At 61.8% G+C, this 12,809-nt stretch carries 11 protein-coding genes; 5 read left to right on the plus strand and 6 right to left on the minus strand.

The window, feature by feature from the left end:
- Nucleotides 1-72 precede the first annotated feature (72 nt).
- Entirely contained in the window at nt 73-972 is a 900-nt protein-coding gene (locus tag B7L09_RS30175; RefSeq protein WP_094471874.1) for a LysR family transcriptional regulator, read from the minus strand.
- Between the two features lie 128 nt (nt 973-1,100).
- On the opposite strand from B7L09_RS30175, the gene B7L09_RS30180 reads away from it, so the two are divergent.
- A complete protein-coding gene (locus B7L09_RS30180) occupies nt 1,101-2,504 on the plus strand; it encodes an MFS transporter (protein WP_094471875.1) in 1,404 nt (467 codons plus the stop codon).
- Between the two features lie 160 nt (nt 2,505-2,664).
- Here the strand turns inward: B7L09_RS30180 and B7L09_RS32595 are convergent, their stop codons facing one another.
- Nucleotides 2,665-3,456 carry a hypothetical protein gene (locus tag B7L09_RS32595; protein ID WP_010455347.1) on the minus strand — a complete coding sequence of 264 codons (792 nt, stop codon included), beginning with the start codon at nt 3,454-3,456 and terminating at the stop codon, nt 2,665-2,667.
- A 371-nt stretch (nt 3,457-3,827) separates the two neighbouring features.
- Between B7L09_RS32595 and treS the strand changes: the two genes are divergently transcribed.
- Nucleotides 3,828-5,894: a maltose alpha-D-glucosyltransferase gene (treS, locus tag B7L09_RS30190; RefSeq protein ID WP_094471876.1), complete on the plus strand. Its 2,067-nt coding sequence runs from the start codon at nt 3,828-3,830 to the stop codon at nt 5,892-5,894.
- Between the two features lie 45 nt (nt 5,895-5,939).
- Here the strand turns inward: treS and B7L09_RS30195 are convergent, their stop codons facing one another.
- A complete protein-coding gene (locus B7L09_RS30195) occupies nt 5,940-6,704 on the minus strand; it encodes an alpha/beta hydrolase (RefSeq protein WP_255142999.1) in 765 nt (254 codons plus the stop codon).
- Between the two features lie 124 nt (nt 6,705-6,828).
- Here B7L09_RS30195 and B7L09_RS30200 point away from each other — a divergent pair, with 124 nt between their 5' ends.
- Both B7L09_RS30200 and B7L09_RS30205 read left to right on the plus strand, forming a co-directional pair.
- Nucleotides 6,829-8,115 carry an NTP/NDP exchange transporter gene (locus B7L09_RS30200; protein ID WP_094471878.1) on the plus strand — a complete coding sequence of 429 codons (1,287 nt, stop codon included), beginning with the start codon at nt 6,829-6,831 and terminating at the stop codon, nt 8,113-8,115.
- Nucleotides 8,102-9,046, plus strand: a complete 945-nt coding sequence (locus B7L09_RS30205) for an aldo/keto reductase (RefSeq protein WP_094471879.1) — start codon at nt 8,102-8,104, stop codon at nt 9,044-9,046. The genes B7L09_RS30200 and B7L09_RS30205 overlap by 14 nt, the downstream gene beginning before the upstream one ends.
- Before the next feature lie 74 nt (nt 9,047-9,120).
- On the opposite strand, the gene B7L09_RS30210 is transcribed toward B7L09_RS30205, so the two are convergent.
- Nucleotides 9,121-10,512: an aldehyde dehydrogenase family protein gene (locus tag B7L09_RS30210; protein ID WP_094471880.1), complete on the minus strand. Its 1,392-nt coding sequence runs from the start codon at nt 10,510-10,512 to the stop codon at nt 9,121-9,123.
- A gap of 101 nt (nt 10,513-10,613) precedes the next feature.
- On the opposite strand from B7L09_RS30210, the gene ptrR reads away from it, so the two are divergent.
- Nucleotides 10,614-11,492 (plus strand): putrescine utilization regulator PtrR, encoded by an 879-nt coding sequence (ptrR, locus tag B7L09_RS30215; protein WP_094471906.1) that lies wholly within the window; start codon nt 10,614-10,616, stop codon nt 11,490-11,492.
- 156 nt (nt 11,493-11,648) lie between these two features.
- Here ptrR and msrA read toward each other — a convergent pair whose 3' ends face one another.
- Nucleotides 11,649-12,155, minus strand: coding sequence for a peptide-methionine (S)-S-oxide reductase MsrA (gene msrA, locus B7L09_RS30220; RefSeq protein WP_094471881.1), 507 nt, complete (start codon nt 12,153-12,155; stop codon nt 11,649-11,651).
- A gap of 170 nt (nt 12,156-12,325) precedes the next feature.
- Entirely contained in the window at nt 12,326-12,778 is a 453-nt protein-coding gene (locus tag B7L09_RS30225; RefSeq protein WP_094471882.1) for an Ohr family peroxiredoxin, read from the minus strand.
- Between the last annotated feature and the right edge of the window lie 31 nt (nt 12,779-12,809).

A 12,809-nucleotide genomic window follows, 5' to 3' on the forward strand; every position in this document is an offset into this window, starting at 1 on the left:
CTCGCTGGCCCGACCGGTATGGCCCGAAGCAACGCATAGAGTCTAGACCCGGCGGTGACAAAAATCAGTTTGCTAATCCAGCGACCCCGAACACACTTCCCGAAGACACCCACGCAACCACTGGTGCGCGGCATCGGCGTCCATTCGCGGGTGCCAGAGCATTGAAACGGTGATCACTGGCGTGGCGACCGGAAGGGGGAAACTGTGCAGGCCGGCGCGCAGCGTGTGGGTGTGACGTTCGGGCACCGTAGCGATCAGGTCCGAAGCCCGGGCCAGCGCCAGGGCCGCGGAAAAACCGCCGACGATGGTGGCGATCTCCCGGGTCAGTCCAAGCGTGTTCAATGCATCATCCATCGGCCCTTGGTCCCGTCCGCGCCGCGAGACCAGGACGTGCCGGCCGGCCGCGTACCGGGCGGGCGTGATCTTGTCCTTGCTCAGTGCATGCCCCGGCCGTACCACGCCGATGAAACGGTCCTGGTACAACGCGCGGGTGCGCACTTCCGGGCTGGTGGTGTCCGCGACAACGCCGGTTTCCAAATCGACCGTGCCGTCCCGCAACAGCGTGCTGTCCTGGTTCAGTTTCTGCAAAAAGTGCAGCCGTACCCCGGGTGCTTCTTCGCTGAGCCGGGTAATCAGCGCTGGCCCGAAGTTCTCTACAAAGCCGTCGCTGGTGCGCAGGGTGAAGGTTCGCATCAAGTGCTTGAGGTCGAGCTGCTCGGCGGGGCGCAGTACCGCTTCGGCGTGCTGCACCAGTTGGCTGACGTGTTCGCGCAGTTCCAGTGCCCGGGGCGTCGGCACCAGGCCGCGTCCGGCGCGGACCAGCAGGGGATCGCCGGTGGTTTCACGCAGTCGCGCCAGCGCCCGGCTCATCGCCGAAGGGCTCAGCCGCAGTCGTTGGGCGGCACGCGCCACACTGCCTTCGGTGAGCAGCGCATCGAGGGTAATCAGCAGGTTCAGGTCGGGAGTGGTCATGGTTCAACGTTAGCACGGCTGGGTGATGACATGGCGTCATGTGCAGGTATCAAGTGCAAGTGGTGCGTCTTCCGCCATGCCAGGCGCGGGCATACGCTGAAGGCCGACACTTCATCAAGGGCACAACCATGAAACGCACCACGCCATCCGGCTCGGCTCGCTGGGCGCTCGCCAGCCTGTCGTTGTCGATGTTGATGCCTTCACTCGACACCAGCATCGCCAATGCCGGCTTGCCAGCCTTGTCCCAGGCACTCGACGCTTCTTTCCAGCAAATCCAGTGGATCGTCCTCGCGTATCTGCTCGCAATCACCACGTTGATCGTCAGCGTCGGGCGCTTGGGCGACATCGTCGGTCGCCGTCGCTTGCTGTTGAGCGGAATCGGCATCTTTACCTTGGCTTCACTGGCCTGTGGCCTCGCGCCTTCGCTGGGGTGGCTGGTCGCCGCGCGAGCGGTGCAAGGCCTCGGCGCGGCAATCATGTTGGCGCTCACTGTGGCGTTGGTCGGTGAGACGGTGCCCAAGGCGCAGACCGGCAGCGCCATGGGAATGCTCGGCACGATGTCGGCGATCGGCACTACGCTGGGTCCGTCGCTCGGCGGTGTGTTGATCTCTGGTTTCGGCTGGCAGGCGATTTTTCTGATTAATCTGCCGTTGGGCATTTTGAATGGGGTGCTCGCGTATCGCTACTTGCCTGCGGATCGCCAAATGCCAAAGGCTCGGCGCGGCGGTTTCGACTTTGCGGGCACGCTGGTGCTAGCCTTGACGCTCGGTGCGTATGCGCTGGCAATGACAGGGGGGGAAGGCGAGTGGGGATCGCTCAACCTTGGGTTATTGCTCATCGCTGTTGCCGGGGCAGGGGTTTTCCTGTTCATCGAGGCGACGGTTGCGTCGCCCCTGATCAAACTGGCGCTGTTGCGTGATCGGGGATTGAGCGCGAGCCTGGCCATGAGCATGCTCGTCTCGACGGTGATGATGTCGACGCTGGTGGTCGGGCCGTTTTATCTCTCGGGCGCACTCGGTTTGAATGCCGCGTTGGTCGGGCTCGCGTTGTCCGTCGGTCCGCTCGTTGCGGCGTTGGCTGGCGTGCCCGCCGGCCGCTTGGTGGACCGTTTTGGTGCTCAGCGCATGACCGTTTTGGGGCTCGTCGCGATGGCGCTCGGTGCGTGTGTGCTGTCGATGATGCCGACGCGTTTCGGCGTCCTCGGCTACCTCGCGCCCATCGCTGTGATCACCGCCAGCTATGCGCTGTTTCAGGCGGCCAACAACACATTAATCATGACCGGTGTGAGCCAGGATCAGCGCGGCGTCATTGCCGGTCTGCTCAGCCTGTCACGCAATCTCGGGCTCATCACTGGCGCCTCTGTCATGGGCGCAGTGTTTACGCTGGCGGCATCGACGACCGACGTCACCCGCGCAGCCCCGGAAGCGGTCGCCCATGGCATGGCAATCACCTTTGCAGTTGCGGCGGGACTGATTGGCCTGGCGCTCGTCATTGCATTACCCGCGCTGAAAAGAGAACCCGTGGTGGCGTAACAGAGGCGAATTTACGTCACTTATGCCTAGGTTGCTCCGGGGGGACATAGAGGTGCTATTCAGGAACTGAAAAAGCCCCTTGTAGACGTCTTGCTGTTCACCTGAGCGTGGAGCTTTTGTGGTGAGGGGCTTTGTTATCGAGCATTGAATGGGTGCTCGATCAGCGGCAGGCGTAGCAGAAGTCCGAGTTCGTGTCGGAACCGAAGTCAAAGCCACCGTCGGCAACACGGTTCTGCATCAAACGATCAGACCCGCCTTCCGCTACACGCGTACCGCGCATATTGCTGTTGGCACCGTAGGCAAGGCTGTTCTGCTTGAGGTGGTCGGAGCCGTCGGATGCCAGTTGCCGTTCTCTCAAGCGATCAGCGCCGCCTTCGGCAAGGCTGTTCTGCTTGAGGTGGTCGGAGCCGTCGGATGCCAGCTGCCGTTCTCTCAAGCGATCAGCGCCGCCTTCGGCAAGGCTGTTCTGCTTGAGGTGGTCGGAGCCGTCGGACGCCAGTTGCCGTTCTCTCAAGCGATCAGCGCCACCTTCGGCAAGGCTGTTGTGCTTCAGATGATCGGAGCCATCCGATGCCAGTTGCCGCTCTTTCAAGCGGTCAGCACCGCCTTCGGCAAGGCTGTTCTGCTTCAGATGATCGGAGCCATCCGATGCCAGTTGCCGCTCTTTCAAGCGGTCAGCACCGCCTTCGGCAAGGCTGTTCTGCTTGAGGTGGTCGGAACCGTCGGATGCCAGTTGCCGTTCTTTCAAGCGGTCAGCACCGCCCTCGGCAAGGTGTTGGTCAGCGGGTTTATCAGCGGCGTGTTGGACCAAAGGGGCCGTTGCATCCCGATCTCCGCCTCCCCGGCTGCCGCCGGCAGCGCCAGCGTGTGGTTCGGCGGCGTGGGTCATCGCCGATATCAAGCCGGTGGTGGCAAGGAGGGCGATGCCCAATACAACGTTTGGCGTTTTCATCCTGTTTTCCTATTTGATCAGGGGAGGTTCAAACGCCAAGAGGCTTTGCATGAGTCCGGCGATCCGACGTCAGCGTCGAATTAACTTGAGCCTGGACGTTTTTGGGTCCTACCCGCGCTGAAAAGAGAACCCGTGGTGGCGTAACAGAGGCGAATTTACGTCACTTATGCCTAGGTTGCTCCGGGGGGACATAGAGGTGCTAAGGATTCACCCACCGGTATGACGTGAAACAGGATGCGGGTTCTGAATCGTCAACCCGGCATGCAACGAATGCCAACGCAGGGCCTCATATGAAAAGGACGGGTCCACCGGTGCAGGTACGCACGGGATGGCCACGCGCACATTGAACCCGACAACAGGTGATTGCTTTTATGACCGCGGCTGACAAAAACCATGTGACCTGGCTGGTTGAACAATCGATGCTCAACGCGGCGCGCCAACGGGCCAAGCTCTATTCGGGCCAGGGGCGGTTGTGGCAGCAGCCGTATGCGCATACCCGGCCCCGTGATGCCACCGCCTTGTCGTCGGTGTGGTTTACCGCCTACCCGGCGTCCATCGTCACCCGCGAAGACGGCAGCGTGCTGGAGGCTTTGGGCGATGAAACCTTATGGCATGCCCTGTCGAAAATCGGCATTCAAGGCATTCACAACGGGCCGCTGAAAATGTCGGGCGGCCTGACGGGCACACGGCATACCCCGACCATCGACGGTAATTTCGACCGCATCAGTTTTGACATCGACCCGCAACTGGGCACCGAGGCACAGTTGCAGGCGCTGACGCGCATGGCCGCCGCGCACAATGCGGTGATCATTGACGACGTGATTCCGTCCCATACCGGCAAGGGCGCCGATTTCCGCCTGGCCGAGATGGCCTATGAAGACTATCCGGGCCTCTACCACATGGTGGAAATTCGCGAAGAGGACTGGCCGCTGCTACCCGAAGTAGCCGAGGGCCGTGATGCGCAGAACCTCAGCCCGCTGCAGGTGGATGCGCTGCGCGACAAGCATTACATCGTCGGCCAGTTGCAGCGGGTGATCTTCTTCGAGCCCGGCGTAAAGGAAACCGACTGGAGCGCAACACCAGTGGTTATGGGCGTGGATGGCAAGCCGCGCCGCTGGGTTTACCTGCATTACTTCAAGGAAGGCCAACCGTCGCTTAACTGGCTGGACCCGTCGTTTGCGGCGCAGCAGATGATCATCGGCGACGCCCTGCATGCGATTGATGTGATGGGCGCCAAGATCCTGCGCCTCGACGCCAACGGATTTCTCGGCGTGGAGCGCAAGTTGGATGGCACCGCCTGGTCGGAAAGCCATCCGTTATCGATCACCGGTAACCAGCTGCTGGCCGGGGCGATCCGCAAGGCCGGCGGTTTCAGTTTTCAAGAGCTGAACCTCACCGTGGACGATATCGCGGCCATGTCCCACGGCGGCGCCGATCTTTCCTATGACTTCATCACCCGGCCGGCTTATCAGCATGCGTTGCTGATGGGCGACACCGAGTTCCTGCGCCTGATGTTGCGTGAGATGCACAGCCAGGGGATCGACCCCGGTTCGCTCATCCATGCCTTGCAGAATCATGATGAGTTGACCCTGGAACTGGTGCACTTCTGGACCTTGCACGCCCATGACACCTACCTCTACCAGGGTCAGACCTTTCCGGGCAACATCCTGCGTGAACACATTCGCGAGCAGATGTACGAACGTCTGGCGGGGGAGCACGCGCCCTACAACCTCAAGTTCGTCACCAACGGTGTGTCGTGCACCACCGTCAGCATCATCACGGCAGCGCTGGGGATACGTGATCTCGACGCGATGACGGCGGCGGACATCCAACAGATTCGCCAGGTGCATTTGCTGTTGGTGATGTACAACGCCATGCAACCGGGCGTATTCGCGCTGTCGGGCTGGGACCTGGTCGGCGCGCTGCCGTTGCCGGCCGAACAGGTCGAGCACTTAATGGGGGACGGCGACACCCGCTGGATTCATCGTGGTGCCTATGACCTGGTGGACTTNAANCCGGATGCCGNNNTGTCCGCAGGGCAAATGCCGCGTCCGAAGGCCTTGTACGGCAGCCTGCCCAGCCAATTGAAAGACCCGGATTCGTTCGTCTCGCAACTCAAAAAAATCCTCGCCGCGCGCCGCGCCTACGATATCGCCGCCAGTCGGCAGATCCTTATTCCGGACGTTCAGCACCCGGGGCTGCTGGTCATGGTCCACGAATTGCCGGCAGGGAAGGGCACGCAAATCACTGCGCTTAACTTCGGCTCGACGCCGATCACCGAAACCTTGCACCTACCCAACATTGCGCCGGGCCCGGTGGTCGACATCATCAACGAGCGAGTCGAAGGTGATCTCACGCCTGAGGGTGATTTCACCATTACGCTGGACGCCTACGAAGGGTTGGCACTGCGCGTGGTGAGCAGTTCGCCGATGATTTGAGGGCGTTGGCAGGTGTCAGGGGACAAGGTCGTAGACAGGCGTTGTTCACAGCGCATCGCCAAGTAATTTCAGGTATTCGGGACTCTCGGAAATGGAATTGTGGCCCACCCCCGGTATGACCCGCAGCGTGGCCACGCCTTTGGCGAAATGCGTGTAGAGCTGCTCGGTGCTTGAACGCGGTATGACTTCGTCGTGCTCCGCCGCGATCAGCAGCGTCGGTATCGTGATGTGCGCCGCGTACTTCCATGATTCAAAGCGCTCCTGAAGCAACCACTTCACCGGAAACCACGGGAACTGACGCACGGCGAGGTCTTCCAGGCTGTTGTAGGGCGTAATCAGGATCAGGCTCGAGGCCGGCCGCTGGCTGGCGAGACGCACGGCGACCCCCGAACCGAGGCTGCGGCCGACCACGGCGATGTGCGGATGAGTGTCGTAGACCTTGTCAAACAAGGTCATGGCATCGCGCTGAATCGACTCCTCCGAAGGCGAGCCGGAGCTTTCCCCGAAACCTCGATAGTGCAGCAAATAGATCGCATGCTCCGGGAAAGCCTGGGCGAAGCCGGGCAGGTTGCGAGAAACATCCTCGGCATTGCCGCCGAAATAGATCAACGCCTTCGGCCCGTCGTGGGGCCTGACCGACACCCGCACGTCCGCATCGACTACCGTCAGCTTGAGCAGCGTTTCGGGCGTCTCGATGGCGCTGGGCTGCGGGAAGTAGATGAGCGCGCGCTGAAACACGAACAGCGCCGCACAGAGCGCCAGGTACAACGCGGCCAGGATGACGACGATTAACACCAGGGTTCGTGGCATTCGGCTAACTTTAGTGGGCGACATTGACGGCTCTGGGCTGAGAAACCCAATCCACTGGATCGGAGCCAGAGTTTAGTTCATCGGTAGCGAGGCACATCGAGCCCGGCTACAGAGGAGGGCGCCCATGCCCATCGCGGCAAAATGGCTCGACGTGCAGCCCGGCGAAAGAACCGCCCTGATGCTGGGGTTCGCGTTCCATTTCTGCGTGCTGGCCAGTTATTACCTGGTGCGACCGCTGCGCGATGCCCTGGGCCTTGAGGGCGGTGCCGACAAATTGCAGTGGCTGTTCACGGCGACGTTCGTGGTGATGTTGCTGATGGTGCCGGTGTTCGGCGCGCTGGCGTCGCGGCTGCCCGCCACGCGGTTCGTGCCGTTGATCTATCGCGTGATCGCCGCGTCGATGCTGGTGTTTGGTGTGTTGATCGCCAATCACATCGCGCCGGTGGCCGTCGGGCGGGTGTTTTTCGTCTGGATCAGCCTCTACAACCTGTTCATCGTCAGCATTTTCTGGAGCGTGCTGGTCGACCGGTTTTCCAGTGAACAAGGGCGGCGGCTGTTCGGATTCATCGCGGCGGGGGGCACCCTGGGCACGTTCATCGGGCCGTTGCTGGCGGCGACCATGGCCACGCGACTGGGCCCGGTGGCGTTGACCGTCGCGGCGGCGTTGCTGCTGGAAGTCGCGGTGCGCTGCTATCGGGCGCTGCTCTCCCGGACCCAATCGCAGTCCGGCAGCCGCTTGATGGATGATCGGCGCATGGGCGGCAGCATGCTGGCCGGGATCACGTTGATTACGCGTTCGCCTTATCTGCTGGGGCTGGTGCTGTTCATGCTGCTGCACACCAGCGCCGCAACCTTGTTGTATTTCGAGCAGGGACGGATTGTGGCGGGTAGCTATGCTGATGTGGCCAGCCGGACGCAATTCTTCGCCGTGGTCGATTTGATCGTGTCGGCGCTGACCTTGGTCTTTCAACTGCTGCTGACGGCGCCGTTGATTCGGCTGGTCGGTGTCGGCGGGGCGCTGGTGGCATTGCCGCTGGCGACCATCGTGGCGTTCAGCGCCATGGCGCTGGCGCCGGTGCCCGCTACCGTCGCCCTGGCGCAGGGGCTGCGTCGTGCGGTCGAGTTCGCCATCGTGCGGCCGGCGCGTGAAGTGTTGTGGACCGTGGTCAGCCGCGAGGAAAAGTACAAGGCCAAGAATGTGATCGAAACCCTGGTGTATCGCGGCGGAGACGCCGCCAGTGGCTGGTTGTCGGTCGGTCTGACGGCATTGGGCGCCGGTTTTGGTCTGGTGGCGCTGGTGATCGTGCCGTTTGCCGGGCTGTGGGGCTGGTTATGCCTGTGGCTGGCCAGGCATCAGGAAAAACAGGCTGAAAGCAAAAAGGTGGAAGGGTCATTCCATGAGCCACACTGATCAATACACACGTCGCCAAATACTCACGCTGGCTGCCGGTGCTTCGGCGGTTTTTACCTTCGGCCCGGCCTTCGCTGCAACCACGCCGTCGAAGGACACAGGAGGCAAGAACATGCTGACCCGCGCCATTCCTTCCAGCTCCGAGCCATTGCCCCTCGTCGGGTTGGGCACCTATCGCGGGTTTGATGTCGAGCCGTCGAGCCCCGCCTACAAGCAGTTGCCCGCCGTTCTGCGCGCATTGTTCGAGAAGGGCGGAACGGTCATCGACAGCTCGCCGATGTATGGCCGGGCGGAAGAGACGACCGGTGAGTTGCTGTCGATTCATGAGCCACGTTCGCCCGCTTTCCTGGCCACCAAGGTCTGGACCCGTGGCCGCGAAGAAGGCATCGCGCAGATGGAGCAGTCCTTCAAGCTGCTGCAAACCGATCGCATCGATCTGATGCAGATCCACAACCTGCTGGACTGGCAAACCCATTTGCCGACGTTGCGCAAATGGAAGGAAGAAGGGCGCATCCGCTACATCGGCATCACCCATTACACGGCGTCGGCGTATGACGAGGTGGAAGCGGTGCTCAAGGCCGAGCCGTTGGATTTCTTGCAGATCAACTATGCGCTGGATGACCGCGGCGTCGAGAAACGCATCCTGCCGTTGTGCCGCGAACGCGGCGTGGCGGTGATCTGCAATCGGCCGTTCGGCGGCGGCAACCTGCTTACCCGTTTGAAGGACAAACCCTTGCCGCGCTGGGCGGCGGACGTGAGGGTCAACAGTTGGCCGCAGATGGCGCTGAAGTTCTTGCTGTCGCATTCAGCGGTGACCTGCGTGATTCCCGGCACCGGCAACCCGCGCTACATGGCGGACAACGCCGGCGCCGGTTTCGGGCCGATGCTGACCGGTGCGCAGCGTGAGCAGTTGATCGATATCGTCGGTTAGGCGCTAGTTATTGCTGGGGGCGATCAGCGACGATCCAGNNACGTCGGTTAGGCGCTAGTTATTGCTGGGGGCGATCAGCGACGATCCAGCCACACCGTCTGGGCATTGCAGAACTCGCGCACGCCGAAGTGCGACAGCTCGCGGCCAAAACCGCTTTTCTTCACGCCGCCGAAGGTGACGCGCGGGTCGCTTGCGCAGTAGCCATTGATGAACACACCACCGGTTTCCAGTTCGCCGGCCATCTGCTGGGCACGTTCGACGTTGCCGGTGTAGATCGTCGCGGCGAGGCCGAATTCGCTGTCATTGGCCAGTTCCAGCGCGTGGGTGGCATCGCGTGCGGTGATGATCGAGGCCACCGGGCCGAACAGTTCCTGTTTGAACGAGGTCATCTGGTCGGTGACATCNCCGAAGACAGTCAGCTCGTAGAAGTTGCCCGGGCCTTCAGCCTTCTTGCCACCCAGCAGCAATGTCGCGCCTTCTTCCAGGGTGTCGCGCACCTGTTGATCCAGTTCATCACGCAGATCGAAGCGAGCCATCGGGCCGATGTAAGTGTCGGCGGCCAGTGGATCGCCGACCACCAGGTTGCGCGTGGCTTCGACGAACTTGCGTGTGAATTCCTCGACGATGCCTTGTTCGACGATCAAGCGTTTTGCGGCTGCGCAGACTTGCCCGGTGTTCTGATAACGGCCAATCACGGCGGCTTTGACCGCTTCGTCGAGGTCGGCATCGTCGAGTACGATGAAAGGATCCGAACCGCCCAGTTCCAGTACGCATTTCTTCAACGCNGCACCGGCCTGGGAGCCGATGGCCATGCCGGCGCGTACGCTGCCGGTGAGCGTGACGGCGGCGATGCGNGGATCAGCGATCGCCGTGGAGACGCCCTCTGGCGTGACGTTGATGACCTCGAACACACCTTCAGGGAAGTCGGCTTTTTGGAACGCCGCTTTCATCAGGTAGGCGCTGCCCATCACGTTTGGCGCGTGTTTGAGCACGTAGGTGTTGCCGGCGAGCATCGTCGGCACGGCGCCGCGCAGCACTTGCCAGATCGGGAAATTCCACGGCATCACCGCGAGAATCGGGCCGAGCGGACGATATTCAATGCGTGCTTTGCCGCCTTCAACCAGGGTCGGCTCGGCGGTCAGCATGGCCGGGCCGTGTTCGGCGTACCACTCGCAGAGCTGGGCACATTTTTCGATTTCACCGCGGGCCTGGGTGATCGGCTTGCCCATCTCGAGAGTAATCATGTTCGCCATCGCTGCGGCGTTAGCGCGTAACGCTTGCGCCAGGGCGATCAAAAGCTGTGAGCGTTGCGCAACCGCTGTGCTGCGCCAGACACGGAACCCGGCAGCGGCACGGGACAGGGCGGCTTGCAGCGCCGAAGCGGATTCAAACGGGTAGTGGCCGATCTGCTCGCCGGTGGCGGGGTTGATCGAAATGGCGTGGGTGAGGCTGGAAACGTTGGTCATGGCACCGTCCTGCTAGGTGGGAATACGCTCAGGTTACGGTGGCGTTAGTTTTCTGGAAACTGAATAATGCTGAGCATATCGTTCACGTTTGGAGAATGACTTTGGATCTGGTGCAGCTGGAAATCTTCAAGGCCGTTGCCGAGCAAGGCAGCATCAGCGCCGCCGCGCAGTTGATCCATCGCGTGCCGTCGAACCTGACCACGCGTATCAAGCAACTGGAGCAGGACTTGGGCGTGGAGCTGTTTATCCGCGAGAAAAGCCGCCTGCGTCTGTCACCGGCCGGGTGGAATTTCCTCGGCTACACGCGGCGTATTCTCGACCTGGTGCAAGAAGCCCGCGCGACGGTGGCGGGCGAGGAGCCCCAGGGCGCGTTTGCCCTCGGCTCGCTGGAGAGCACGGCCGCCGTGCGTATCCCGGCGTTGCTCGCGGCGTATAACCAGAAGCACACCAAGGTCGAGCTGGACCTGAGCACCGGACCGTCGGGCACGATGATCGAGGGCGTGTTGTCGGGGCGCCTGGCGGCGGCGTTTGTCGACGGCCCGGTGCTGCATGCCACGCTGGAGGGCGTGGCGGCGTTCGAAGAAGAAATGGTGCTGATCGCGCCGCTCAATCATTCACCGATCCATCGGGCGCGGGAGGTCAACGGCGAAAACATCTATGCCTTCCGCTCCAACTGCTCGTACCGCCACCACTTCGAAAGCTGGTTCAGCAAGGACGCGGCAGTGCCCGGGAAAATCTTCGAAATGGAGTCCTATCACGGCATGCTGGCCTGCGTCAGCGCCGGCGCCGGCCTGGCGCTGATGCCGCGCAGCATGNTCGAAAGCATGCCGGGCTGCACCACGGTCAGCGTCTGGCCGTTGTCGCAATCCTTCCGGTTTTTGTGCACCTGGCTGGTGTGGCGCAGAGGGACGGTGTCGCAGAGCCTGACCATGTTTGTGCGCCTGCTGGAAGAGCGCGGTGTGGTGCGGCCAGAAACCTGAATCCCTGAATAAACACAAAACCCTGTGGGAGTGAGCCTGCTCGCGATAGCGGTCTGNCGATTGCACGGTTGAGCACACGGTTGTGGACCAAGCTGAAAACCAACACCTGACGCAAAGTTGCCTGGGTTCCGTTGACGGAACCCAGACCTCAAAGCATCACGCTCGTTTCGGCAGTTTCCAGTTCGGCCGAATGAAGTGGCAGGTGTAACCGGTGGGCAGTCTTTCCAGNTAATCCTGATGCTCCGGCTCCGCCTCCCAGAACGGGCCCGCAGGGACGATTTCAGTCACGACCCGGCCGGGCCACAGACCGGAGGCATCCACATCGGCCGCTGTGTCCTCGGCCACCGCTTGCTGCTCTTCGTTCAGATAGAAAATCGCCGAGCGGTAACTGAGGCCTATGTCGTTACCTTGGCGATTGGCGGTCGACGGATCGTGAATCTGGAAGAAAAACTCAAGGATCTGGCGGTAGCTGGTGATGGCCGGATCAAACACGACCTCGATCGCTTCGGCGTGGGTGCCATGGTTGCGGTACGTGGCATTGGGCACATCGCCGCCGGAGTAACCCACGCGCGTCGACAGCACGCCTTTTTGTTTCCTTATCAGATCCTGCATGCCCCAGAAGCAGCCGCCGGCCAGAAGGGCGGTTTCAGTTTGCGTGGTCATCGCTTACTCCTCAGTGTTCATTGATGTGATCAGGTTATTGCGCAGGGGCTCGATCGAGGTCTGCAGTGGCGTGAACTCATTCTGCATCAGACCGGTCGCGCCCGAAAACCTCGTTTCTGCCTTCCGACGGGTCGACGTGCACGGACACGTCGAACCCGCCGCGCGGTGTGTCACGCCGTGAGGACTTTCAGATCCACGTCGATGTTGCCACGGGTTGCCTTCGAGTACGGGCAGATCTGGTCGGCGGTGTGGGCCAATGTCTTTGCAACGTCGTCCGCCAGGCCGGGCACGCGCAGGGTCAAACGAGCTTGAAGGAAGTACTCCGCACCGGTCTGACCGACGTCGACTTCGATGTCGACGGACATGTCCGCCGGCAGCACCACGTTCAGGTCATTGGCCACCAGCCCGACGGCGGCGGTGTAGCAGGCCGACCATGCACCGGCAAACAACTGTTCGGCGGTCGGATGCGGTTGAGTAGCGGCGAAGACGTGCGCAGGCTGGGCGTTTCCGGGCGTCGAGAGTTCGATGTCGAGGTTGCCGTTGTGGCCGCGCGAGGTGCTGCCGGTGCTGCTGGCGGTGGTGTGGGTTTTGCCGGTGGCCAGTACTTTTTCGATCTTGCTCATGGATGATTACCTGAATGTTTCAATATTTGGT

Source organism: Pseudomonas mandelii (assembly GCF_002251635.1).
In the GTDB taxonomy this organism is placed as follows: Bacteria; Pseudomonadota; Gammaproteobacteria; order Pseudomonadales; family Pseudomonadaceae; genus Aquipseudomonas; species Aquipseudomonas mandelii_B.